Source organism: Colwellia sp. F1 (genome assembly GCF_056238625.1).
Window position 1 is genome coordinate 106,067 of record NZ_JBWDLI010000001.1, and the last position, 24,311, is coordinate 130,377.

The 24,311-nt window shown below is 38.3% G+C and carries 22 protein-coding genes; 9 read left to right on the top strand and 13 right to left on the bottom strand.

Annotated features, from left to right (window positions below; translation table 11 throughout):
* Positions 1 to 10: 10 nt before the first annotated feature.
* On the top strand, positions 11 to 2,449 hold the full coding sequence (pheT, locus tag AC0UA9_RS00540) for a phenylalanine--tRNA ligase subunit beta (RefSeq protein ID WP_475655751.1): 2,439 nt from the start codon (positions 11 to 13) through the stop codon (positions 2,447 to 2,449).
* A gap of 3 nt (positions 2,450 to 2,452) precedes the next feature.
* Entirely contained in the window at positions 2,453 to 2,746 is a 294-nt protein-coding gene (locus tag AC0UA9_RS00545) for an integration host factor subunit alpha (RefSeq protein WP_475655752.1), read from the top strand.
* 175 nt (positions 2,747 to 2,921) lie between these two features.
* Here AC0UA9_RS00545 and AC0UA9_RS00550 read toward each other — a convergent pair whose 3' ends face one another.
* Together AC0UA9_RS00550 and fadE are read right to left on the bottom strand one after the other, a co-directional pair.
* Positions 2,922 to 3,635, bottom strand: a complete 714-nt coding sequence (locus AC0UA9_RS00550) for a TetR/AcrR family transcriptional regulator (protein WP_475655753.1) — start codon at positions 3,633 to 3,635, stop codon at positions 2,922 to 2,924.
* A gap of 133 nt (positions 3,636 to 3,768) precedes the next feature.
* Positions 3,769 to 6,195: an acyl-CoA dehydrogenase FadE gene (gene fadE, locus AC0UA9_RS00555; protein WP_475655754.1), complete on the bottom strand. Its 2,427-nt coding sequence runs from the start codon at positions 6,193 to 6,195 to the stop codon at positions 3,769 to 3,771.
* Between the two features lie 175 nt (positions 6,196 to 6,370).
* Here fadE and AC0UA9_RS00560 point away from each other — a divergent pair, with 175 nt between their 5' ends.
* Positions 6,371 to 7,162, top strand: coding sequence for a class II glutamine amidotransferase (locus AC0UA9_RS00560; RefSeq protein WP_475655755.1), 792 nt, complete (start codon positions 6,371 to 6,373; stop codon positions 7,160 to 7,162).
* A gap of 321 nt (positions 7,163 to 7,483) precedes the next feature.
* On the opposite strand, the gene AC0UA9_RS00565 is transcribed toward AC0UA9_RS00560, so the two are convergent.
* Genes AC0UA9_RS00565 through purM form a run of 3 tightly spaced genes read right to left on the bottom strand, consistent with a single transcriptional unit; the run spans position 7,484 to position 10,072 of the window.
* Entirely contained in the window at positions 7,484 to 8,278 is a 795-nt protein-coding gene (locus AC0UA9_RS00565; RefSeq protein ID WP_475655756.1) for a DUF3108 domain-containing protein, read from the bottom strand.
* A 52-nt stretch (positions 8,279 to 8,330) separates the two neighbouring features.
* Positions 8,331 to 8,990: a phosphoribosylglycinamide formyltransferase gene (gene purN / locus AC0UA9_RS00570; RefSeq protein ID WP_475655757.1), complete on the bottom strand. Its 660-nt coding sequence runs from the start codon at positions 8,988 to 8,990 to the stop codon at positions 8,331 to 8,333.
* A gap of 41 nt (positions 8,991 to 9,031) precedes the next feature.
* Entirely contained in the window at positions 9,032 to 10,072 is a 1,041-nt protein-coding gene (purM, locus tag AC0UA9_RS00575; protein WP_475655758.1) for a phosphoribosylformylglycinamidine cyclo-ligase, read from the bottom strand.
* A 238-nt stretch (positions 10,073 to 10,310) separates the two neighbouring features.
* Here purM and AC0UA9_RS00580 point away from each other — a divergent pair, with 238 nt between their 5' ends.
* Genes AC0UA9_RS00580 through AC0UA9_RS00590 form a run of 3 tightly spaced genes read left to right on the top strand, consistent with a single transcriptional unit; the run spans position 10,311 to position 12,853 of the window.
* The gene (locus AC0UA9_RS00580; RefSeq protein ID WP_475655759.1) at positions 10,311 to 11,465 is read left to right on the top strand and encodes a DUF2066 domain-containing protein; all 1,155 of its coding nucleotides are present in this window, start codon (positions 10,311 to 10,313) and stop codon (positions 11,463 to 11,465) included.
* Positions 11,465 to 12,184, top strand: a complete 720-nt coding sequence (gene hda, locus AC0UA9_RS00585) for a DnaA regulatory inactivator Hda (RefSeq protein WP_475655760.1) — start codon at positions 11,465 to 11,467, stop codon at positions 12,182 to 12,184. The genes AC0UA9_RS00580 and hda overlap by 1 nt, the downstream gene beginning before the upstream one ends.
* A 39-nt stretch (positions 12,185 to 12,223) precedes the next feature.
* Positions 12,224 to 12,853 (top strand): fumarylacetoacetate hydrolase family protein, encoded by a 630-nt coding sequence (locus tag AC0UA9_RS00590; RefSeq protein WP_475655761.1) that lies wholly within the window; start codon positions 12,224 to 12,226, stop codon positions 12,851 to 12,853.
* Positions 12,854 to 12,986: 133 nt separating this feature from the next.
* Here the strand turns inward: AC0UA9_RS00590 and AC0UA9_RS00595 are convergent, their stop codons facing one another.
* From AC0UA9_RS00595 to bepA, 6 genes are all read right to left on the bottom strand, one after another.
* Positions 12,987 to 13,535 (bottom strand): DUF4136 domain-containing protein, encoded by a 549-nt coding sequence (locus tag AC0UA9_RS00595; protein WP_475655762.1) that lies wholly within the window; start codon positions 13,533 to 13,535, stop codon positions 12,987 to 12,989.
* A gap of 8 nt (positions 13,536 to 13,543) precedes the next feature.
* Complete coding sequence (locus tag AC0UA9_RS00600; RefSeq protein WP_475655763.1) at positions 13,544 to 15,160, bottom strand: methyl-accepting chemotaxis protein; 1,617 nt, start codon at positions 15,158 to 15,160, stop codon at positions 13,544 to 13,546.
* A gap of 126 nt (positions 15,161 to 15,286) precedes the next feature.
* Positions 15,287 to 17,188: a hypothetical protein gene (locus AC0UA9_RS00605; RefSeq protein WP_475655764.1), complete on the bottom strand. Its 1,902-nt coding sequence runs from the start codon at positions 17,186 to 17,188 to the stop codon at positions 15,287 to 15,289.
* Between the two features lie 104 nt (positions 17,189 to 17,292).
* The gene (locus tag AC0UA9_RS00610; protein ID WP_475655765.1) at positions 17,293 to 17,688 is read right to left on the bottom strand and encodes a DUF2069 domain-containing protein; all 396 of its coding nucleotides are present in this window, start codon (positions 17,686 to 17,688) and stop codon (positions 17,293 to 17,295) included.
* Between the two features lie 95 nt (positions 17,689 to 17,783).
* Entirely contained in the window at positions 17,784 to 18,125 is a 342-nt protein-coding gene (arsC, locus tag AC0UA9_RS00615) for an arsenate reductase (glutaredoxin) (protein WP_475655766.1), read from the bottom strand.
* A 42-nt stretch (positions 18,126 to 18,167) separates the two neighbouring features.
* A complete protein-coding gene (gene bepA, locus AC0UA9_RS00620) occupies positions 18,168 to 19,634 on the bottom strand; it encodes a beta-barrel assembly-enhancing protease (RefSeq protein WP_475655767.1) in 1,467 nt (488 codons plus the stop codon).
* 254 nt (positions 19,635 to 19,888) lie between these two features.
* Here bepA and AC0UA9_RS00625 point away from each other — a divergent pair, with 254 nt between their 5' ends.
* A complete protein-coding gene (locus AC0UA9_RS00625) occupies positions 19,889 to 20,113 on the top strand; it encodes a sulfurtransferase TusA family protein (RefSeq protein WP_475655768.1) in 225 nt (74 codons plus the stop codon).
* Between the two features lie 65 nt (positions 20,114 to 20,178).
* Complete coding sequence (locus AC0UA9_RS00630) at positions 20,179 to 21,249, top strand: AI-2E family transporter (protein ID WP_475655769.1); 1,071 nt, start codon at positions 20,179 to 20,181, stop codon at positions 21,247 to 21,249.
* Positions 21,250 to 21,365: 116 nt separating this feature from the next.
* Here the strand turns inward: AC0UA9_RS00630 and bcp are convergent, their stop codons facing one another.
* Together bcp and AC0UA9_RS00640 are read right to left on the bottom strand one after the other, a co-directional pair.
* Complete coding sequence (gene bcp / locus AC0UA9_RS00635; RefSeq protein ID WP_475655770.1) at positions 21,366 to 21,842, bottom strand: thioredoxin-dependent thiol peroxidase; 477 nt, start codon at positions 21,840 to 21,842, stop codon at positions 21,366 to 21,368.
* 80 nt (positions 21,843 to 21,922) lie between these two features.
* Complete coding sequence (locus tag AC0UA9_RS00640; protein ID WP_475655771.1) at positions 21,923 to 22,450, bottom strand: glycine cleavage system transcriptional repressor; 528 nt, start codon at positions 22,448 to 22,450, stop codon at positions 21,923 to 21,925.
* A 243-nt stretch (positions 22,451 to 22,693) separates the two neighbouring features.
* Here AC0UA9_RS00640 and bamC point away from each other — a divergent pair, with 243 nt between their 5' ends.
* On the top strand, positions 22,694 to 23,815 hold the full coding sequence (gene bamC / locus AC0UA9_RS00645) for an outer membrane protein assembly factor BamC (RefSeq protein WP_475655772.1): 1,122 nt from the start codon (positions 22,694 to 22,696) through the stop codon (positions 23,813 to 23,815).
* The last annotated feature ends 496 nt before the right edge of the window (positions 23,816 to 24,311 follow it).

Below are 24,311 nucleotides of genomic sequence, written 5' to 3' on the forward strand. Positions count from 1 at the left end.
GAAAACCCAAATGAAATTTAGTGAATCTTGGTTACGTGAGTGGGTAAACCCTGCACTTTCATCTGATGAATTAACCCATCAAATTACGATGGCTGGCCTTGAAGTTGATGGCACAGAGCCAGTCGCAGGTGAGTTTAGCCATGTTATTATCGGTGAAGTTGTTGAATGCGGGCCACACCCCGATGCTGATAAACTACAAGTAACAAAAATAAACCTTGGTAACTATCACTCAGCTACGGTAGCGCAAGGCGAATTGGTCAGCATTGTTTGTGGTGCAAAAAATTGTCGCACCGGGCTTAAAGTTGCTGTGGCAACTGTTGGTGCAGTTTTACCGGGTGACTTTAAAATCAAAAAAGCAAAACTACGTGGTGTGCCTTCTTTTGGTATGTTGTGTAGTGAATCGGAAATTGGCTTAAGTGATAGCGCTGACGGCATTATGGAATTACCACAAGATGCCCCCGTTGGTACTTGTTTACGTGAATATTTAGACTTAGACGATATTACAATTGATGTTGACCTAACCGCTAATCGTGGCGACTGCCTTGGGATAAAAGGCTTAGCGCGTGAAGTTGGTGTGCTTAATGCTCAAACTGTCAATGAAATAAACATTAGTGCTGTAACCCCGACAATTGACGATGTTCGTGATATTACTATAGAAGAAGGGAGCGCTTGTCCACGCTATCTAGGGCGTGTTATAAAAGGCATTAATCCTAAAGCACAAACACCACTGTGGATGGTAGAAAAGTTGCGTCGCTGTGGCACGCGGTCAATTGATCCGGTAGTTGATATCACCAATTATGTTTTATTAGAGCTTGGTCATCCGATGCATGCCTTTGATTTAGCAAAAATAGAAGGTGGAATCAAAGTACGTTATGCTAATAACAATGAAAAGTTAACTTTATTAGATGAAAACGAAGTAACCTTGAACGAAAAAACCTTAGTCATTGCGGACACTGGTACTGATGGTCAAGGTAAAGCACTGGCTATTGCGGGAATTTTTGGCGGTTTACACTCGGGTGTTACCACTGAGTCGATAGATATTTTCTTAGAAAGTGCTTTTTTTGCACCATTGGCTATATTAGGGAAAGCTCGCCAATATGGTTTACACACAGATGCATCACATCGCTATGAACGTGGTATAGACCCAAGTTTGCAACATGACGCTATGGAGCGCGCCACACAATTATTGTTAGAGATTGTAGGTGGTGAGGCAGGCCCAATTGTAGAAGCCAAATCAGCAGAGGATATTCCGCAAGTAAAAAATATATGTTTACGACGTCAACAGTTAGACAGTCGTATCGGCCATCATATCGACGATACTAAAGTCTCTGAAATTTTAACCCGCCTAGGTTTTACTGTCAGTGAAAGCTCTGCAGCAAGTGATAAAACATGGCAGGTTACAGTACCCGCTTATCGCTTTGATATTAAAATTGAAGTCGATTTAATTGAAGAAGTTGCTCGTATTTATGGCTATAACAATATTCCTAACATTGCGCCCAAAGCTAGCTTAAAAATGGTCAATAAAAAAGAAGCAACGATTGATTTAGCTAAATTAAAAAATACTTTGGTAAACCGAGATTATCAAGAAGCCATTACTTACAGCTTTGTTGACCCCAAAGTACAATCGTTAATTCATCCTGACCAAGACGTGATGACATTACCGCATCCTATTTCATCTGAAATGTCTGTAATGCGCTTAAGTTTATTAACAGGCTTATTACAGTCTGTTGCTTATAACCAAAACCGACAACAAAATAGAGTACGTTTGTTTGAAACGGGATTACGCTTTGTGCCTGATGAAAGTGCGGAAAATGGTGTACGTCAAGAAAATATGATCGCCGGTGTTATCAGCGGAAATCGCGTAGATGAGCATTGGGACATAGAAAAAGCGGCAACAGACTTTTATGACATTAAAAATGATGTTGAAGCGCTACTTTCATTAACTTGTGACAGTGCAACATTTGAGTTTTCTAAAGCAGACATTAGTGCCTTACACCCAGGGCAAACAGCACAAATTACTAAAAATGGCCAACCAATCGGTTATGTAGGCGCTTTACACCCTGAAATAAGCAGAACGCTAGGCCTAAATGGTCGTACCTTGGTTTTTGAACTATTATTAGCAGAAATATTAGAGCAAAAAATACCTCAAGCTAGCGAACTCTCTCGCTTTCCTGCAAATAGACGTGACTTGGCAGTGATAGTAAAAGATGATGTAGACGCAAAAAAAGTGTTACAACTTATTGAAAAGGTTGGCGGAAGTCTATTAATTGATCTAAACTTGTTTGATGTATACCAAGGGCAAGGTATTGAAGACGGTTTTAAGAGTCTGGCGATTGCCCTAGTATTACAAGATAGAAACAAAACGCTTGAAGACAAAGACATCACAGATGTCATTGACCGAGTCGTTGATTCTTTACAAACCGAGTTGAAAGCATCACTGAGGGACTAAGCAATGGCGCTTACTAAAGCAGAAGTAGCAGAACATTTATTTGAAAAAGTTGGGCTTAGCAAGCGTGACGCAAAAGAAATGGTTGAAATGTTTTTTGAAGATATTCGAGAAACCTTAGAAAGTGGCGAACAAGTTAAACTTTCTGGTTTTGGCAATTTCGACTTGCGTCACAAAAGCGAACGTCCTGGTAGGAACCCAAAAACAGGTGAAGATATCCCAATTTCAGCCCGTAAAGTTGTTACTTTTCGGCCGGGACAAAAATTAAAAAGCCGTGTTGAAGCCGGTAATAGCGACTAAGTTGCGATAGCATTACCGCTTGGCCGTAACATACAGTTGATATGATAGCCTCTACCCCCTTCGATTAGGGTAGAGGCTTATCATTTTTCAGTTTAAGCTTAACAGTTTAGCTGTATATAACCGTGTGTATCAGGGGGTTAGTCTAGAAACTTATTAGCTAACCTGTTGTAAACTCTTAATTCCTCAGCCCCATAACCCAACCTAATAGCTTCCTTGTTACTTTTTCTATTGCTTCAATAGAGCGTTCTTCCTCTGTTAAAGATAGTTGTTCGTGTTGTAATTGTAAAAAGATAGTACGCATCATTTGTGCGTCGACTTCTGGATCTTTCTTATTAAACAAACTTGCCAGTTTAGTTAAAGGCTCTATTTTTGATTTTTCATGGGCTAACGCTATTTTTTTTAATTCAGGACTAAATTTTGCAGCAGTACTCATTAACTGCTCAACCGCAATATTGACAGGCTCCTTTTCGATGCTGGTGAATAAATAATCGGCCGTCATTCGTGATAGCGCTTGGCAAAGCTCTCTTTTGACAGAAACCTTTCTTAAACTCGCTTTTTCTGTATTGGCTAACAAATTAAAAGCACTTTCTACTATAGCATCGCTTTTTGCCCTAAGGTAATCAGAATTTAACTGGAATGCGGCTTGTACTAGCTCAGTGATATCTTTGAAATAATACGTGGTTAAAGAAAGTTGTATATTAGCGTAGTTGGCAATAGCTCTATGCGTGGTGCCTTTTATGCCATTAACAGCGAGGATATCGAGTGTGGCTAATAATATTTTATGGCGGGTGCGTTCGCCCTTTGTACGACGCTGTACTGCTTTTTCTTTGGTTGTAGTAGGTTGAAGTATGGTCGGTGGAGGTGTTGTAAACGTTTGAGTTGTTGGCATGTATTAATCAACTAATTTAAAACAATATTAACATTTTACTTGATATTAACATTGTTTTAAATAAGGTTACAATTATGTTTTATTATAACCTTATTTTAGTCATTAATTACGGTATAACTGGCAGTTTAGGCCACTAAAGTGAAGAGGTGGCTGAGAGCTTACTACTGTCAAAATCATCCACATTAATAATAAGCTTTCTGCCTTGCTCTGCTTTGATTAATAATTGTGCTTCTGTGTCGGTAATAGCATTCGCTTCTAAACCTAATTCAGCGGCCTTGTCTAAGTTATAAAACGGTAGTTTTTTGCCAAGGGCAGTGCACACTTTTGCGAAGATTGGCTCACAGGCAATAATATCTTCTAATGTTTGCTCTAATAAACCAAAAACATTTTTACCATCACGTGCTAAATATTGCCATTTGCCTAATTTGTTTCTTGTTGCGCTAGGTGTTTGTAATATATTGGCAACGGTGTGATCTAAGTTGTCTGAAGGTTTAGTCAACCAAGTACCAAACGGAAATATTATTAGCCTTAAAGCACCAGCAAGCCAACGGTTAGGGAAATTACTCAATAAAGCATCAATCGCTTCTTGGATATTGAATAAAGAGTCTTCAACTGCCCATTGTAATAAGGGTAAGTCATCAAGGTTTCTGCCTTCATCATTAAAGCGTTTTAAGCAGGCGCTTGCAAGGTACAGGTGGCTTAACACATCTCCTAAGCGGGCTGATATACGTTCTTTTCGTTTTAAATCAGCACCAAGTGATAGCATTGCCATATCACTTAACATGGCTAAGTTGGCACTAAAGCGATTAAGTAATTGATAATACCGCTTAGTTTGATCATGGTAAGGAGCAGGCTCAAAATGAGAACCGGTTAATGAACACCATAGACTACGGCTAATATTACTAATAGCAAAGCCTACATGGCCAAACAATGCGTGATCAAAATCATCTAATGCTTGCTCTGGGTCGCTTTCGTTCGCTGCTTGTAATTCAGCTAATACATAAGGATGACAACGAATTGCGCCTTGCCCATAAATGATTAAACTGCGGGTTAGTATATTGGCCCCTTCAACGGTGATGGCAATCGGAGCGCCTTGATAACCACGTGCAAGGTAATTGCTTGGACCCATACATATCCCTTTGCCACCATGAATATCCATCGCGTCAATAATGGATGATCGCATTTTTTCTGTTAAGTGATACTTTGCGATAGCGGAAATAACTGAAGGCTTTTCCCCAAGATCAATAGCACCGGTTGAGAGGGTGGTAACAGCGTCCATCAAATAGGCATTACCACCAATGCGTGCCAATGGCTCTTCAATACCTTCCATTTTTCCAATAGGTAACTTAAATTGGCGGCGAATTCGGCTATATGCACCGGTTGCTAAAGCAATGGCTTTGATACCGCCTGTACTATTTGAGGGTAAGGTAATGGCACGCCCCACTGATAAACATTCAACTAGCATTCGCCATCCTTGACCAGCCATGTCACTACCGCCAATAATGTAATCGAGGGGGACAAACACATCTTTCCCCTGAGTTGGGCCATTTTGAAAAGGCACATTCAGCGGAAAATGCCGACGTCCGATGGTAATGCCTTTCATGTTAGTAGGAATTAAGGCACAAGTGATGCCTAAGTCTTTGTTATCACCAAGTAGTCCGTCAGGGTCTTCTAATTTAAATGCTAACCCCAGTACGGTGGCAATAGGTGCTAGTGTAATATATCGTTTGTCCCAGTTAAGGTTGATTCCCAACACCTCTGTACCTTCAAACATTCCTCGGCAAACTACTCCTGTATCAGGAATGGCGCCCGCATCTGAGCCAGCCTCAGGGCTTGTTAAAGCAAAGCAAGGTATTTCTTCGCCCGAAACCAGGCGTGGCAAGTAGTAGTCTTGCTGTTCTTTCGTGCCATATTCTTGTAGTAACTCGCCAGGGCCTAATGAATTAGGTACACCAACGGTACTAGCAAGCACAGAGCTTACCCCAGTTAACTTTTGTAAAACTCGTGACTGGGCAAAAGCAGAAAACTCTAGACCACCGTATTGTTTTTTAATGATCATGGCGAAGAATTTATTCTCTTTTAAAAACTGCCAAATTTCAGGGGGCAAGTCTGCGATTTCGTGTGTTATGTGCCAATCATCAACCATTGCACATAATTCTTCTACAGGACCTTCTAAAAAGCTTTTTTCTTCAGCACTAAGACGTGGTTGAGGGTAATTATGAAGTTTTGTCCAATTTGGATTACCGCGAAAAAGCTCAGCCTCAAACCAAGTGGTGCCGGCATCTATTGCTTGTTGCTCTGTTTCTGACATTTCAGGCATTATTTTTTTGAATAAGCTTAATAGCGGCATGCTAATAAACTGAAGGCGAATGCTATCAATATTAAGTGGTAAGGCGATCACTGCAAAAAGTAACCAAGATACAAAGCCAATAATATTAAAGAATGTACCAACAATCATTAATGCAAGGAATGCAAAAGTAAAAGCTGATAAGGAGGCCCTAGAGTAGGTCATAAACCAGGTAAGTGAAAAAGCTGTAATTAACCAGAGGAATGTATCCACAGTATGTCCTTGTTATAAAGTAAAAAAAGTAGTGCTAATAAAGTAATTGAATTTAAAATTACGTTACAATGATATAATCTAGTTATAGATTATATTAGCAAGATAACCAAGTATTTGTTTGGCTTTAGTGTTAATTGAAATTTTAGTCATTTTGTATTTTATTTAAGGTTAAGTTATGTGTGAACTTTTAGCAATGTCAGCTAATGTCCCAACAGATATATGTTTTAGTTTTAGTGGCTTGATGCAACGAGGGGGAAATACTGGCCCACATAAAGACGGTTGGGGAATAACTTTTTATGAAGGTAAAGGCTGTCGTAGTTTTAAAGATCCAAAGCCAAGTGCTCATTCACCTATTGCTGATTTGGTCACACAATACCCAATAAAAAGTGAATCCGTCGTTTGTCATATTCGACAAGCCAATTCTGGCGGTGTTTGTTTAGAAAATACCCACCCATTTATTCGGCCAATGTGGGGTAAAAACTGGACTTATGCGCATAATGGCCAATTAAAAGGTTTTAAACAAACTTTGCCAGTGAAATATCATTTACCTATTGGTACCACAGACAGTGAACATGCGTTTTGCTGGATACTCGACCAACTGCATCATAAGTTTGGTGCACAAGCGCCATCTTCAGAAATCTTATTTGCTTTTATAGCGACCCTAACTAGTAAGATTGACAGCCTAGGTGTCGCCAATATTATTATTAGTGACGGTGAGTGTTTGTTTGCTTATTGCGCTAATAATCTACATTGGATTACGCGTCGTGCGCCTTTCGGTAAGGCAAGTTTAATTGACGCCGAAATGACCGTTGATTTTCAGCAAGAAACAACTGATAAAGACATAGTAACCGTTATTGCGACTAAACCACTGACTGATGATGAAACATGGCATAAAATGAATGCAGGAGATTGGCACTTATTTCGGTTAGGTGAATCCATTTCTTGTGGTAATATCAATCCGCAATAATAACTAAATAACTTAACTAAAAGGCAGAATATTAATGCTATTTAAGTATGGTTATTTAACTAAAAAATCAACCATAACTCTACAATGGTGCCTGAGCCCGAACATGAGCAGTTAAGTGCTCCAAAATTTCGCAAATCGTTCGTCATTATATTTTTCTGTATTTATTGAAACATAAATTTCTATTTTTCTCAAATAACGAACGCTTAATATCATAGGCTTGAATTTTAATAACTTAGTAGGTGGGGGGCTTTTTTCTTTAATACCAATTCCGAGAGAATTGGCACAAAAACCCGTAAAGCAAAGTAGTAAACTGCTGCTTGATTACTTAACGCTTATTGACTGTTTATCTTTTAAAGTGTAGCTTGATAATTGTGCTTCAAATTGTTCATTACCTGCTTTTGTTTGGTAAAGTTTCACTAGTAAGTAATCAAGCTCGGGGGCGAACCAAGCATAAGTTACCCGTTCTTTTTCTTTGACTTCACGTTTAAAACGCACAGTATTAATTAAACCATAAGGAAGAATTAATTCTTCTTCACCATCATACAAATAGGTATATTCATTAACAACCCCCGATGTATTTATGACGGAATAGGTGTAGCTTTGCTCACTTGCATCTTGCATTAAGTTTAACCGGTGCTGTAAATGATAACTGAGTTTATCTTGAAGGTTATTCGAAAAGTCTACGGTATGTTGCCTTTTTCTCTGTATATCATCAGCTTTATTCTGCGATGCGCTAAAACGCCATTGGTAATATTTGTCTTTGCCTGTGCCTTCTCTACTGTGTTTGTACTCAAGGGGCGTAACCAAGTTGTTTGCTATTGTTAAGATGGAAGTCTCACTGCGAGTTTGTGAGAAAATAAGCCATTTCACTTTGGTTTTATAATGATAATCAATACTACCGTTATCTAAATAGCTTAACTGTCGAACCGCTGTGCCGACAGGATCTGACTTATGCAACACAGTATAGTGGGCTGAAAACTCGGGGATAACTTTTTTAGTTTGTACTTCATAATCACTCTCCGTTGTCTTCATCTCAGCTGTGTTAGCTAAACACGTTGATGTTAAGAGGGAAAGTAAAAGCGCAGGTACAAAAAGTAGGGGGGATTTTATTGTCACAATGTATCCTGAAAGTATAAAGGCAAAAATTAATTACCTTTATACTAGCAGCTTATTCATCGTTCGCATAACCCGAAATTGAAAGAGGGATATTATCTAAAATGGCGAGTTCACTATTATCTTTAGTTACCATGCTTAAGCGTTTTTCACAAAACCATTTAACCACAAGTGGGTAAATTCTATGTTCTTGTTCATGGACGCGTGCGGCCAAATCGTCACTGGTATCACCGTCAAATATCGGTACTTTAGCTTGTAATATCACAGGGCCGCCGTCTAATTCCTCGGTGACAAAGTGCACGCTAACGCCATGCTCCGCATCACCCGCATCAATAGCACGTTGGTGGGTATTAAGCCCTTGGTATTTTGGCAGTAAAGAAGGATGAATATTTAATAACTTCCCTTGGTAATGCTGCACAAAAGCTGGGGTTAATATACGCATAAACCCTGCGAGAACGATAACGTCAGGCGTGAATTGATCAATTTTGGCAATCAGTGCTTGGTCGTAATCTTCACGACTGGTAAAGTCTTGGTGTGATAGAACAACGGTATCAATACCTGCATCTTTAGCGCGGGTTAAACCGTAAGCATTCACTTTGTTTGAGATAACACCCACAACAGCGCCAGGATAATTGTCTAATTTACAAGCGTCGATAATCGCTTGTAAATTAGTGCCGCTACCTGAGATTAGTACCACTATTCGGCTAGTAGACATGTGTTTTCCTTAAAAAGTTAACGAGTAAATTTATACCTAACTTATGAGAAAACAACCTGTTCTGCATTATCAGCTTTATCGGCAATTGAACCAATATGCCAAGCTTTTTCACCATGGGCAGTTAATATGTCAATACTTTGCTCAACTTTATCTTGTGGTACAACAATAATCATACCAACGCCACAGTTAAAAGTGCGGTACATTTCATGTTCAGTAATATTACCGTTATCTTTTAACCAGTTGAATATTTCAGGCCACTGCCAGCTAGTACCATCAATAACCGCTTGGGCTGTTTCAGGTAAAACGCGAGGAATATTCTCCCAAAAGCCGCCACCAGTAATGTGCGAAAGAGCATGAACATCAACTTTCTTAAGTAGTGCTAAAACAGACTTAACATAAATTTTAGTTGGTTCAAGTAAATGCTCGCTAATGGCTTTGCCATTGAGTAATTCGCTCGTATTGGTATTGTTAACTTCTAATACTTTACGAATTAATGAAAAACCATTTGAATGCGGGCCTGAAGCGCCTAGCGCAATTAATTGGTCGCCAGCAGCAACTTTAGTGCCGTCAATTAAGCGTGATTTTTCAGCTACACCAACACAAAAACCTGCAATATCGTAATCACCTTTGTGGTACATGCCAGGCATTTCAGCAGTTTCACCACCAACTAAAGCACAGCCTGCTTGAATACAGCCTTCAGCAATGCCTTCAACCACAGCGGAAGCTACGTTAACATCAAGCTTTGCTGTTGCATAATAATCAAGGAAAAACAGAGGCTCTGCACCTTGTACTATTAGGTCATTAACGCACATAGCAACAAGGTCAATACCCACAGTGTCATGCTTTGCTAGGTCAATCGCTAAACGTAATTTGGTTCCCACGCCATCTGTACCAGCAACTAATACCGGCTCTTTATAGCCCGTAGGTAATTGACAAACGCTACCAAAACCACCTAAACCACCCATAACTTCAGGGCGATTAGTACGTTTTACTGCACCTTTAATATTTTCAACAAGGGCATTACCAGCATCTATATCAACACCAGCATCTTTATAACTTAAAGACTGTTTTTGTTCGCTCACGGGAAACCTCAAAAATTAGCGATAATGTAATACCTTAATAAGCTTAATATTAGCTTAGTTAAGGTTTAAAAAGATGCACATTCTACCAGTGCAAACCCATATACTCAAAATCTTTATTTTAAATTAATAAAAATTTTTATTTGGCAGTAAAAATTACTTTGATTATGATAGAATCTCGCTTATAAAATCGCTTACATTTTCTCTTATGTTTAAAAAAAGTACCTTTTTACTGTTTGTTATGCTTCATCTTTTATTTTCTGCAGTGCTTGAAGCTGTTGAAGTAAAAGATCTATATCAAGCCAGCATTGCTATTAATTCCCAAAACAGTCGTGATAGAGCCGTTGCCTTAAAAGAAGCATTGGCTGCGGTTATGTTGAAAGTTGGCGGGGAAAAAAGCGTTTTAGACAATGAAATAATTAAAAAGTCGTTAAATAATTATGATTTATATTTAAACCAGTATCGATACCAGCAAAAGACTCTTACTATTACTGATAAGCAGAGCAGTAAAAAACAACTATTTATACGTGCCAGTTTTAATGAGCAAAAAGTTAATCAATTATTTCAACAAGCCAATTTGCCTTTATGGGGAAGCTTGCGCCCAAATGTTTTGGTTTGGTTAATTGAAGAGCAAGGATTAAATCGGACGGTAGTATCTAACTCGTCTTCATCTGCCTTAGCCACAACGATAAGTGACTTTTCAACCCAACGGGGGTTACCTATGATGCTACCCTTAATGGACTTGACAGATACTAATGAGATAAACGTTAGTGATATATGGGGCCGATTTCAACAACCAATAAAAGAAGCTTCTAGTCGTTATTTTGCAGAAGCGATCGCGGTAATGAGAATGTCTAACTCGAGTTTAGTTGTTGAGAATAACAATGCGTCTGCTACTGGTAGCTGCGGCTTATTGTGTGACGAGTCAACTATAATAACGCATAACTATGTTCTTGACTGGAGTTTACTTGATTGGAGCTTAGTGGCTGGACAACAACAATTCAGTCAGCAATATCAAGGGGATGATCCCCAGGTACTTTTACAACAAGGTTTGTCTGATATAACCGAATTAATTTACCAACGTTATGCCTTGTCAACGAATAAGCAGCATGATTTTAGTATTGATGTTGCAAATGTTGATAGCTTAGCCACTTATGTAGAGGTTTTTACTTTTTTAACTAATTTATCCTCAGTAAAATCAGTCGCGTTAATCAGCGCTAAAGGGAGTGTACGGCGCTTTAATCTGCAACTGTTAGGCTCTAAAGAAGCGTTACTTGCCTCATTAAAACTGAATAACCAACTCACTCAAGTCATAGATCCATTAGCTCAAGCCAATGACTTCATGCTTATCGACAGCAATGAGCCCGTGACACCTGTTTTCAATTGGGGCAAGTAATGAAGCATACAGCACAACTTGCTTTGTCGGTACAGTTACCCGACGATGAAGTCTTTGATAGTTACTTAAGTGAATCAAATAAATCAGTGGTAAGTCAGTTATCACTATTTGTTGAAAACATGCAACAACCTGACACCAAACAACCCAATAGTTTTTATTTATTTGGTTTAACAGGGGTAGGAAAATCACACTTATTACATGCCGCTAGTGCTTACGCGTCGCAATTAGGTAAAACCTCGGTCTGTTTATCTTGTGCTGAATTATTGCAATTGCCGGTAGCAGTACTAGAAGGGTTAGAGACAATAGACTTTATTTGTTTAGATGATATTCAATTAATTGCCGGTAATCAATTATGGCAGCAAGCCATTTTTGATCTGTATAATAGAGTGTTAGAGCAAAATAATAGCGTATTAATTAGTGGCGACCAAAGTGTTGTGCAGCTAGGTTTAACCTTACCTGACTTGGTTTCTCGGTTGAGTTGGGGGTTAACAGAACAGCTAAAACCTTTAAGTGATATTGAAAAAATAGCCGTTTTACAGTTCAGAGCATTAAAGCGTGGCTTAATACTGAGTGATGATTCAGCTAACTTTTTAGTTAACCGTTTATCCCGTGCTATGACCAACTTAATAGATTCACTTGACGTACTTGATAAGGCCTCAATAAGAGAGCAACGCAAAATTACTATTCCTTTTATTAAAGATGTTTTAAATGTTGCTTAATTGCTCACACTATCAACCCATGCCGCCAATAGGATTTAAATGAAAGTAATCAATTTTAATAAAACCCAAATAGCGCCTTCAAAAATTATTTGTATTGGCCGTAATTATGTTGACCACATTGCAGAATTGGGTAATGAGATTCCCGATGAAATGGTGGTTTTTTTAAAACCAAATTCCGCTATTTCATCTGAGTTAAAGGCTTTCCACCAAGAAACCTTACATTATGAAGCCGAATTATGTTTTTTATACCAAAAAGAGCAAAACCAACAACAAGGTAAGTTTACTGCTGTTGCTGTGGGGTTAGATTTAACGAAACGTGGTTTACAGTCGCAATTAAAAGCTAAAGGCTTACCTTGGGAACGGGCAAAAGCTTTTGATGGTGCTGCTATTTTTAGTGATTTTGTCGCCATTGACACTATAGATACAAACCTTTCTTTAGCACTAACAATTGATAACAAGCTCACACAGGCTGGTGGTGTTGAACTTATGATGTACAAGCCAGACTTAATTCTAGCGCAACTTAGCACTTTCATGACACTTGAAGATGGAGATATTGTCATGACTGGTACGCCAAAAGGCGTAGGGGAAGTTGTGGCTGGCAGCGAGTTTATCGGTGAAGTTAAACTGGGTAATACAACATTGGTTTGTGCAAAATGGTTAGCGCGTTAAAAGGTTAGCATGAACAGCCAGTAGCGCTGGCAGAAGTAAACCTGAAAGTAATAATAAAGGTATTATGACGGTAATCGAATATTAGGCTCATCATAACAAGAAATATCCCTTTATCAAGCCGTAGCGCGGCCAATTAACGGTTAGTGACAGGCGGAAAGTTTGCCAATAATTGCTCAACTGTTTTATCAATGGCAAGCGCTTTGTCTTGGAAAGGTATATTTTCTTTGCTCTCAAAGGTATTGGAACCATGCCAAATAGCAGTTGTATTATGGCTGATATCAATAGTGATCTTTGTCGTGACGGTTGCTACGCCCTCAATAGGGATATTGGTACTAACACCAACGCCAGCACCAAAGCCACGTCCCATGTTGGCGCTGCTTAGCCCAATACTTAATGTTGAATTGCTGGCTTGTTTCTCTTGCGTAAAATAAAAGCTGATCTGTAAATCAGCGGCGCTTGTTTTATGGGTAAAAAGCTGACGAGTTAAACTACTTTCAATTGCACTTTTAATGTGGTTTGTCATTACCGGGTTCGCATCAGCCGTGGTTTGATTTGTTTCAACGAATTGAAAGCTTTTAAATACTGAAAAGTTAGTTGCTTCATTATAATCAAATTTTGTCGAAGCGGTGCTGCTACATGCAGTTAACGTTAAGATAAAAAAAGCAGTGATAACACGTTTCATTAGGGTACTTACACCTTAAACTGTTCAACAATCTCGGCTAAACGCCGCTCTAATTGAATTAGCTCCCTTGCTGTGTGGGCAAGTTCTACTGAACTCTGAGAAGAGCTTTCGGCGATATCAGCAATTTGTTGCACGTTTCTGCTGATTTCATCGGCAACGGTCGTTTGCTCTTCTGCTGCAGTCGCTATTTGTGTGTTCATGTCGGTAATCGTGCTTACCGAGCAAGTAATTGTTTTTAAAGACTCACTAGCACTAGCGGCTTTAATTACAGTACCTTCTCCTTGTTTACGGCTATGTTCCATCACATTTACCGCTTTGCTAGCGCCTTGTTGCAAACGCTCTATCATTTGTTGAATCTCTTCAGTGCTTTGCTGGGTGCGGCTTGCTAATGCACGTACTTCATCGGCAACAACGGCAAAACCACGCCCTTGCTCACCTGCACGGGCGGCTTCTATGGCGGCATTCAGTGCCAGCAAGTTGGTTTGGTCGGCAATTGCTTTAATAACACTTAACACATTCCCTATTTCATCTGCATCGCTACTAAGTTGATTAATAACTTTTCCAGCCCCCGTAATGTTGTCAGAAAGCATAGATATAGCGGTAATCGTTTCCTCAACAATATGCTGACCCGTCATTGCTTCTTTATCTGCCTCTTGAGCCGAGGTTGCGGCATTAGCAGCATTGGTTGCTATTTCTTGTGTAGCAGCAGCCATTTCGTGAACAGCAGTTGCTGCTTGTGTTGTTTCTTGCCTTTGGCTATCAATATTTAAGTTGCTGTTGGTGACGACAGTGTCCATTTGTTTGGACGAGCGGCTAAGGTCAACGATACCACTTTTTATTTCTAAAACAGATTGTTGTATTTTTTCGACAAAAAGGTTGAACCCTTTTGATACCTGGCCAACTTCATCTTCGGCATAGATTGTTAGCCGACGGGTTAAGTCACCTTCACCTTGGTTTATGTTCTCCAAGGCAAGCGCTGTATCACGCAAAGGTCTTGTTATTTTTGCTGAAATATACAGACTAATAAACACCATCAAAGCAATTAAAAAACCGCCTACGCTTGCTATCAGCAGCATAGCTTTGTAAACCCCAGCATCAATCTTTGCTCTAATTTTTACTATTTCATCTTCAATATCATCAATATAAAAGCCTGTCCCTACCATCCATTGAAACTTATCAATAGCTTTAGCATAACCCAGTTTAGTTACTTCGAGCCCTTTAGAGGGTTTTTCCCACATATATTCAATATAACCACCTCCAGCTTTTGCTTGGTCTATTAATGACTTAATAACAAGTACGCCGTTAGAGTCTTTTAAGCCGTAGAGGTTTTGCCCTTCTAACCTTGGGTTTGCTTGATGAGCGACACTAGTGCCATCGTATTCATATACAAAAATATAGCCATCATTTGATTCTTCAAAGGTAATATTGCGTAAAAAGTTCGCTACTTCACTTTTTTTGGATTCATCATTAATGCTAGCAGCTTGTTCAACTAAGTGATGTACCGCGGATAAAGAAATATCAACATAGTTTTTAAGGGCAGCACGCTTCTCTAACATCATGGAACTACGCGTATGGCTAACTTGCTCATCACCTAGCGTTTGAAACTGGTTGTTGACCAAATACATAATTATCAACACAGTCAAAGTCAAAGGAGTTATTGAAAGTAACAATATCCTCTGTTTAATGCTTAATGTATTCATAGGAACCCGTTATGTTTTTTTTTGTTAGTTAAGACATTAAGTGTAGTTCAATTAATGCTTAGGTAAAGCCTTGTGATAATATTGATAGGGCATAATGTGTTGCACTTTTGGGCTCACTGAAGGTTTTGCTTTTACCTGCTTGTTTGCGGAAGTAGGGCTGATAGTTAGGTTTTCTATCCAATCATTACCCGGCGTCATTTGAATAGGTGCAGGCGTGTTGTTCAGCGCAGTGACACTGTCAAACTCAGGTAATATGCGGCTAGCGCTAAATAACACCCTCGGCTTTATCTTGGGTTCACCAATTCTCCCGCGCTGCCCCCAGGCTACTATATAGTCATTGGCGTAAATATTATTACCAGTAGGTTGGTTTGTTATGGCGACATCTCTGTAAATACCAAAACGTTGTTGCATCATTAGCTCTTCAAATAACATGGCGTAATCTTCACGAAAACTACTATAGGCGTAGAAATCACTAGCAACATCTGGGCTAAAAAAGGTTTCTATGTCTGAAGGTAAATAAGATTTTTGTATGTCATTCGCTGTGTTGCCACCAAAGCTAACCCTGGCTAAGCCCTGCATTTCTTGACTGGTTAGTGGGGAAGAGTTAGATAAGTTATCTGATTCGGTGCTAGCCACTAAAGCAGCCTCTAGAACACGTAGTGAAGATGAATACTGTCCCCAGCGACTACTAGGGAAAAAATCATTCGCGTGTGCTAGCTCATGATACATTAATGAGATTAACCGATATAAACCAACGCTTTCTGAGCGGTCAATACGAACAGAGGCGGGAGTCGTAAAAGAAGCATAATCATTGTCTTTTACATAACGCCACGGCATAACAAATTGTAAATCGTTGCCAAAATCAGCTCTATAGTCAGGGGCTTCATTGATGGTGTCACGCTCTTGCGCACTGAGCCAAAAGTTATTGGCGTCAAGGTAAATTGCACCGGTAGCAGCCCAGTAAAAAGAAGGGCGTACATCATAACTGATGACAATCGCGGTTGTTGCTCTGAGTAAGCGCTTTATATCATCATGAACATCATGGTTGAGTAAAAAATCTTTAAATCTGTCTCCCATCCATTGGTGTGAAACCACTACTCTGTCCATAATGGTGTTGAGGTCTGGTACTTGACTTGTGCTCGCTATCTCGCTGGCTATCAATGGCAACTGACTTAAACGGCATGAATTTATCAGTGCATTTGAATAAACACATTCAGTTAAACTGTCTTTATAAGGGCTATTAACGTTATAGGGGAATACTTTGGCAACACGGGTGTCAAAATAGGCGTCACGGCTGATGGTGTCTGCGGCTTCAATAAGTAGGGTTACTTTATCAGCATGATTAATACCATCAATAGTTATGCTTGCTGTAAAGCTAAGATAAGTATCTTGATTTACCTCTGGGGCATTGAAAAAAATTGCTGATTGGCCGCGAGGATCACTGTTGGTTAATGTGACTGTGGGTCCAGCAACTTGTTGCCAGTTAAGTAAACTAGGATCATGGTCTGCATTAAGGTGTGCTCTTAATGACACCTTGTTACCACTGCGCACTTCATGCGCGAGCCTTGTTGTTATTAAGCTGGTTTGCTCTAACACAGTGATAGATTTTGACAATGTTTGCCTAGCACCACCATTTTTAGTAAAGCTAACCGAAAAGCTATATTCACCTGCACTTGTTGGCGTAAAACCTAGCGCCTTGCTGGTTGAGGCAAGAAGAATGACACTTTCCCCTGAGGTTTGTTGCCACTGAATATTGGTTAATTGGTCATGAGGGAAGTATAAAATTAAATCCACTCCTTGGTTTATTAACAAAGACTCTTCTAGCTGTAAAATACTCCCTTGAACACTGTTATCGTTGTTATTGTTGTCAGCGATCGTTTTCTTTTCACCACAAGCTGATAAAAAAAATAGCGACGATAATACAAGCGTTAATACTGTTTTTGTTAATTTCATCTCTTATATCCATTAAGTTTTAGGTGCACCAAATCAAGCGAGACCCAGTCAAAGCTAAAGCAATAAAGCTAAGTTAACAAATTACCCCCATCTACAACATGATTCTATGTTTCTTTTTTAGGTTTTCGAATACTTAAGCCAAGCTCTTGTCCTTTATATTTTGCATAATAACTACAACCTAAAAACATAGTTGAGGCAAAGAGTAGTGCCAGCAAAGCCCAAGGTAAATCACTGGGTAATACCCATAAGGTTGTAAGAGAATGTAAAAAATAAATTAATACAATAAAATTAGCCCAAGCATAGGTAAAAGGGTTCCCTTTAAGTAACCCTTTTAAAGGGAACAGTAAGGGTAAAACAAAAAGTACTAGTGTTGTTGGGGTGCTTAAACTCTCACTAGGTGACAGAACAAGTAACCATAGCGGCATAAAAAAAAGCAAACCAAAATAGCCAAATAACGCTATTTTTTTTAAATTGGGAGTTGAAATTACTTGAGATCTCATTTGTTACCTGTACATGTTTATTGCTAGTGTGGCATGTTAATGCTATTCAATTTAATAAGAAAGAGTTTAAGCCAGCGTTTGTGTTTACATCAAAACTAGCAAAGTGCTAGGGCATTCTCGGGTGGTCTACCAATAACCGCTTTTTTACCGTCAGTAACAATAGGGCGCTCAATAAGTTTTGGTGTTGCCACCATGGCGGCAATCAGAGTTTGATCGTCACTTCCTTTAAGATTTTGTTCTTTAAATTCCGCTTCTTTTACTCGCATCATGTCAATGGGGGCACAGTCAAGTAAGGTTAAAAGCTTTTCAATTTCTCCGTGAGTAAGTGGCGCTTTGAGGTACTCAATAATGTTGATTTCCTCAGTTGAGTTTTCTTTAAGTAAGTCAAGTGTTTGTCGGCTTTTTGAACAACGAGGGTTATGATAAATAGTTAACATAGTGTTTTCTTCATAATTAGGTTAATAATAAGTAAAGGTTTATTATAAGCGCTTTAGCTTATCTTCTTGCTCTTGAAATTGTAATATTCTAGCTTTAATACGTTTTTGCAATAGCGGTTGGTCTTCAATAAAACTATAGCTTGTTTGCAGTTCATCTATTGCTTTTTTATAGGCACCGAGTAAAGCAAAAACTTCAGCTTGCGTGATATGCATTAAACCTTTGTTTTCTTGTTTTCTATAAACAGTGGTTAATATATCATAAGCAATAAAGTTTGTAGAATTCACAAGTAAAAAGTCTTGAAGTACTGTTTCTGCTTGCTTGTAATCCCCTGACCCTAGTAACGCGTTACCGTAATTCAAGCTAATCACTTGGTTGTTAGGCATCAGTAAACTCAATTCAGAGAGCATAGCAATTGCGGCGCTATACTGTTTTAAAGCTAAATATACATCAGTTAATGCATCAATATAAAACAGGTTGTTTTTATCTTTTTTGAGCAATGTTTTTAAAATAGCTTTAGCTTCGATGTAGTGCTTATCTTCAAAATATGACAAAGCTAAACCATATTGTGCACCCGCTTCTAAACTGTAGGTTTGGGTGTGTAATTGTCGTTTAAAATTAGCGATATTGTCTTTAGCGTTGCCCTGATAACGCGCTTGAATTCTTGCTTTAGCGAGCTCAAAGTTCAGGCTGGGTGCTAAGCGTTTAATTGGGTATTTATGGGCTCTTTGTCTAGCGTCTGCTATTCTCGATTCTGGTAAAGGGTGGGTGAGTAACATTGCAGGGGGCTTACTCGCGTAGCGATATTTTTCAGACATTTTACTAAAGAAACTAGGCGCGCCTTGGGGGTCAAAATTACTATTTGCTAATAAAGCTATACCTACTCTATCGGCTTCTTTTTCATTGCTACGTGTATAGTTTATACTGGCTTGTTGCGTTGCTGCCATTGAAGCACTCAAAGCGGCCATGCCCACAGTTGGGTTAACTAAAGCCAATAATATGCCTGAAACCATGCCCGCCATACTTAATGTTTGCGCATTACTTTGCGACTCTAAACGCCGTGCAAGGTGGCGTTGAGTTACATGTGATATTTCGTGGGCAATAACGGATGCAAGTTCACTTTCATTGTCTGCAGTGGTTAGTAAACCGCTGTGAATACCGACATGCCCCCCAAAAAAAGCGAAGGCATTGAGTTCATTGTTGTTAATTAAAAAAAACTTAAAAGGGTAGTTTACATCTTGCGCATTCTTAACTAATTGATTGCCTAAATGATTAATATATTCACTTAATACGGGGTCATGGATAACAGGTTGGCTAGCACGGAGGTGGCGCATCATAGCATTGCCAATTTGACGTTCTTTGTCTAAAGAAAGCACGCTAAAGCCCGAAATACCTATTTCAGGTAATTTATTTCTATTATTTTGGCCACGAGCCTGAGCATCAAAAACTAACGTACTGGCTATAACTGTTGTGATAGCAATACTTACCAACAAAGGTTTTATGTTAAACAATGTGTAATCCTGTAACTTGTATAATGAGAGTGTTGTGAATAGCGCTGCTGTGTAGTAATTGTAATTTCTAGACTAGCTTTTTCTTCATCACATTTAGACACTCGTTGTACAAAAAAATTCAGTTCAAACTTAAATAAATTAAATAAGTGATAGTGTCCCTTATTTAGCTATTTATATAACAAAAGTTAAGATAAGATAACAAGATGATTGTCTCAGATTACCCTATTAATAAAAAGTACTAATTGGTATAAACCATGATCTTTCAATATGATGCTAGCCAAGAAAAATGTCCTTTACCCTTGGTTAACCTACGCTTAATCTTGAAAAAAATGAGTCAACAAGATACTTGTATAATAAAAATAGCCGATGCAGGATCAAAAACGAACATTCCCAAACTGTTAACTAAATTAGGCTATTGTTATAACCTAACTATGATTGATAATAACCTAGTTGAAATTACCTTATCTAAAGAGAATTAACTCTTTTGAGACAAAGTTAAGCCTAATAGAATACACATGACATTAACATACATTTAAGGAAGTATATGTTTAAGCTTTTTAGTGACTGGTACACTCGTAAATTTTCAGATCCTCACGCGGTAACGCTTGCGGTTATTTTACTTTGTTTATTTTTAGTTTTATTTTTGTTTAGCCATTTATTAATGCCAGTATTAGTTGCCTTAGCAATTGCTTTTTTATTAGATCTACCTGTGAATAAAATGGTGGCGTTAAAACTCCCCAGAACCGGCTCTACTATTTTTGTTGTTAGTACATTTGTTGGCATAGCATTAATCGCTATTCTCGGGCTAATGCCCATTATATGGCAACAAAGTAGCAATTTATTGCAAGAAGTCCCACATATGGTAACAGAAGGGCAAGAATACTTATTAACCTTACCAGAAAAATACCCTGAGATTATTCAGGCCTCGCAAATTGAGTTGTTCATTAACACCATTAAAGAGAAATCTCTTGAATGGGGGCAAGTTGCCCTTAAAGCCTCACTAAACTCAATTTCTGATATTGTTGCGTTAATGGTTTATCTTATTCTTGTACCTTTAATGGTGTTCTTTTTTCTTAAAGATAAACACGAATTACTACTCTCTTTTAGCCAGTATTTACCTAAAGAGCGCCGAATGGCGTCACAAGTAGGTAAAGAAATGAACCAACAAATATTAAATTATATTCGTGGTAAAGTAATTGAAATTCTTATTGTGGGTGTTTCTACTACAATAGCGTTTGTTTTTCTTGATTTGCGCTACTCAGTATTATTGGGGGTTTTGGTCGGTTTGTCTGTGTTAGTCCCGTATGTTGGAGCAACAACAGTGACTATTCCTGTATTTTTAGTCGCCTTATTTCAATTTGGTTTCAGCCAAGAGTTAGGCTATGTAATGCTAGCTTACGGTATTATTCAGGCGATTGATGGCAATGTTATTGTGCCATTACTCTTTTCTGAAGCGGTAAACCTACACCCGGTCACTATTATTATCGCGGTAATTTTGTTTGGTGGTTTATGGGGTTTTTGGGGGATATTCTTTGCCATACCATTGGCCACTTTAGTAAAAGCAGTAATGAATGCTTGGACTTCAACACAGGAAGAGCTTGAAGCAAACACCTAAAAAAAATGGCAAGTACTATTATACTTGCCATGTAGCGTGTTTACTTAGGTTAATTGCACATTTCACTTTACCATTATCTAGGATAAATCCTTGTGTATCCTAGGTATTAGTGTCGGCTACTTTGCTAATTCACCAAGAGTGTCTAACACAACTTGGTGATGATCTTTAGTTTTAAATTTATTGAAAACGTGAGCTATTTTACCATCTAAACCGATTAAAAAACTTAAACGATGAATGCCATCGTACTCTTTACCCATAAACTTTTTTAAACCCCACACACCAAAGTCGTCTGCTACCTTGTGATCAACATCTGAAAGCAAGGTGAAGTTGAGTTCATCACGAGCACAAAACTTTGCTAAACGCTTCGGTTCATCGGGTGAAATACCAAAGACAACAGTGTTTAAATCGTTTAATTGGCGTTGACTATCGCGCAGACCTTGTGCTTGAACAGTGCAGCCGGGAGTCATGGCTTTTGGATAAAAATAAACCAGCACCTGTTTTTTGCCAATATAATCTGCAAGGGCAACGTCTTGGTCGTTTTCATCTTTTAAGGTAAATAATGGGGCGATATCGCCAACGGTTAAAGTGTTCATATAAATCCTTTGTGAGAAAGTTATTTGAGTGTAGTGTGACTATAATTTATATGTGTAAACGAGGTTGTAACATATATTTATTAAACAAGGCCATGTGTTGTTTCTTTAATACAACCTTGCACACCAAATTGCTCACAAAGCTGTAAAAAATCATTCTCAATGCCCTCTATACTTACTTTTTGCGTTAAAGCAATGGAAATACTCGCGCTAATAATATTGTTTGTTGGGTTAATTTCAGATTTTAAAGACGAAATATCTATTTTTCGTGTGGCAAAAAAAGCAGTCATCGCTTTAAGTAAGCCTGGTTGATCTGTCCCTGTGTAGTCGGCTTGATAATGCTCAACTAAATCATAAGATTTATGACCAGAAGTGCGTTTCATCATAGTGATCAGATCAAGGCTATGCGCAACCATAGGCAGACGAGTTTCAATTTTATTAATGGCGCTAGTGTCACCATTTAGTAACATAATAAAGGTGAACTCTTGTCCAAAAATGGCCATTCTACTATCTAAAATATTACAACCGCACTCACTAGCTAATTTAGTTAGCTCACTAACACAACCCGTTCTATCAGAGCCCATAGCAGTTAAAACTAAATATTGAGACATTCATTCACCCAGTTAATAAAAAAAATGATTATAGCGTATCTTTAGCAACAAAATAACCTTAATAGATCATAATATTGCACTTGTGTTTGTAAAAACAGGCAAGTACCATGGAGCGCTAATTATTTTATGCTGTTTTGGGATTGTTATTTTTTTAGTAATCTAATTGAACCAAAGAGTGTTTTTGTTATCAAATCAATACTATTTTATAGACTCATAAACAAGTGAGTTTTCTCCGGAGTGTTAATGAACCGACAATTGTTTTACTTCTCTATTATTAGCTTAACCTTATCAGCCTGCAGTAGCGTTGATAATAAACGCGCGCAGGGAAGTTTTGATTATGCAAACAAACAAGTTCCACCAGAATTTGTGGTCCCTGAGAACTTGGATAAACCGGCAGTAAAAGAAGCATACTTTGTGTCCGATAAAATCAACCATCAAGGTCCTGTTGGAAAAAATATGGATATCAGAGCGCCGTCGTTGGTATTACCTTTGGCTGCCTCTTCTCGTACAGTGGCTGAATCGAATGATGCGGTTGTTTGGTTTGACAAAGTACTTGAAGATAAAGACTTACTGACCTTTGTTAAGCAATCACTTATTAGCCAATTAACATCCGATGATGTCGGTTATCAATTAATCAATGACAGCGATCTAACAAACAGTAAGGTAGACGGTACCTCTGTCGTGCTTGAGTCTCAGTGGTACCACAACGAAGTTGAAACAGGTTGGTTGTTTACCGAAATAGCCCAATCGATAAGTATGCGTTTTCGGTACGAGTTTTACCTTAAGCCACATGGCCGTAGTTTATCGTTGCAAGTTTCTTTAATCGACTACATGAAAACAGACAATGATGGCGGTAGTAAAACTATTGACCCTATAGATAAACAGCGCGCTGAAATGGCAATGTTAAACGAAGTTATTGGGCAAGTTGATTTTGACTATCGTATACAACAGCGAGACAACCGCTTAAAACGTGCGAATCAAAAACTGGTTACACTAAGTGAAAACAAAGCAGCTGAAAACACTTATGCTGTTGAAATGAGATTAGACAATTTATGGGATAATATGCCTATGTTTTTTGAAAAACATGGCTTCACCATTAGCGATTTAAATGAAACAAATAAAATTTACTACGTTGATTTTGTAAAACCTAGCTTAAGCCTTTGGGCAAGTATGTGGGGTGACAAACAGCCGATAATTGAATTAGAAGATGGTAAATACCAGTTTGTGCTAGCACCATTAGATGATAAAAGCCTAAAAACATCTGTCACCATCTACAAGGAAAATGGTGAGCCATTACCGTTGGATGTATTAGAAAAAATATTCCCTGAAATTGAAGCAGGCTTATCATTTAGAAACCTGTATTAAAAATAAGGTTTATACAGTAAGGCGGCATTAATGTCGCCTTACTTCATTTCTTGCCCACATTTAATCTAGAACGATGTAAACCCTACTATTTAGTCGTCACTGTGCTCTTGTCCTCTTAAGAAGTATCGACATTATCATCTCACACCTAAAAGCTATTGTTCTATTGAATCGCAATTTTGTTAACTTTTTCCCCGGGCAATTCGTTAATACACCTGATGAAAGTGTTCTTTAATTCTCACTGAAACATTATTTTTATTGGCCAAATAATTGAATATTTAAACAGAAAACCTCCTCTATTAGTCCTTTTTATTTATCTAATGTGAATAAAGAAAAAATATTTGCAGAAAACGTTTGATTTTAATAGGAAAAATAAAAATAAAAATAAAAATAATGCTCGCTTTAGGGTAAGTTTCTTCATAGTATCTATACTATGCTTATGATCGATAATGACGGTTAACTCATTGTCGACAAGTAGCCAGAAAAATTATTTTATTTA

Bases quoted from the DNA above. Each gene is read 5' to 3' on its own strand.
- AC0UA9_RS00625 (WP_475655768.1), top strand. From the start codon at position 19,889: ATGATCTTTCAATATGATGCTAGCCAAGAAAAATGTCCTTTACCCTTG.
- AC0UA9_RS00550 (WP_475655753.1), bottom strand. From the start codon at position 3,635: ATGCCAACAACTCAAACGTTTACAACACCTCCACCGACCATACTTCAA.
- arsC (WP_475655766.1), bottom strand. From the start codon at position 18,125: ATGTTAACTATTTATCATAACCCTCGTTGTTCAAAAAGCCGACAAACA.
- AC0UA9_RS00630 (WP_475655769.1), top strand. From the start codon at position 20,179: ATGTTTAAGCTTTTTAGTGACTGGTACACTCGTAAATTTTCAGATCCT.
- AC0UA9_RS00545 (WP_475655752.1), top strand. From the start codon at position 2,453: ATGGCGCTTACTAAAGCAGAAGTAGCAGAACATTTATTTGAAAAAGTT.
- hda (WP_475655760.1), top strand. From the start codon at position 11,465: ATGAAGCATACAGCACAACTTGCTTTGTCGGTACAGTTACCCGACGAT.
- bamC (WP_475655772.1), top strand. From the start codon at position 22,694: ATGAACCGACAATTGTTTTACTTCTCTATTATTAGCTTAACCTTATCA.
- purN (WP_475655757.1), bottom strand. From the start codon at position 8,990: ATGTCTACTAGCCGAATAGTGGTACTAATCTCAGGTAGCGGCACTAAT.
- AC0UA9_RS00580 (WP_475655759.1), top strand. From the start codon at position 10,311: ATGCTTCATCTTTTATTTTCTGCAGTGCTTGAAGCTGTTGAAGTAAAA.
- pheT (WP_475655751.1), top strand. From the start codon at position 11: ATGAAATTTAGTGAATCTTGGTTACGTGAGTGGGTAAACCCTGCACTT.
- AC0UA9_RS00610 (WP_475655765.1), bottom strand. From the start codon at position 17,688: ATGAGATCTCAAGTAATTTCAACTCCCAATTTAAAAAAAATAGCGTTA.
- AC0UA9_RS00595 (WP_475655762.1), bottom strand. From the start codon at position 13,535: ATGAAACGTGTTATCACTGCTTTTTTTATCTTAACGTTAACTGCATGT.
- AC0UA9_RS00590 (WP_475655761.1), top strand. From the start codon at position 12,224: ATGAAAGTAATCAATTTTAATAAAACCCAAATAGCGCCTTCAAAAATT.
- AC0UA9_RS00640 (WP_475655771.1), bottom strand. From the start codon at position 22,450: ATGTCTCAATATTTAGTTTTAACTGCTATGGGCTCTGATAGAACGGGT.
- AC0UA9_RS00600 (WP_475655763.1), bottom strand. From the start codon at position 15,160: ATGTATTTGGTCAACAACCAGTTTCAAACGCTAGGTGATGAGCAAGTT.
- bcp (WP_475655770.1), bottom strand. From the start codon at position 21,842: ATGAACACTTTAACCGTTGGCGATATCGCCCCATTATTTACCTTAAAA.
- AC0UA9_RS00560 (WP_475655755.1), top strand. From the start codon at position 6,371: ATGTGTGAACTTTTAGCAATGTCAGCTAATGTCCCAACAGATATATGT.
- AC0UA9_RS00605 (WP_475655764.1), bottom strand. From the start codon at position 17,188: ATGAAATTAACAAAAACAGTATTAACGCTTGTATTATCGTCGCTATTT.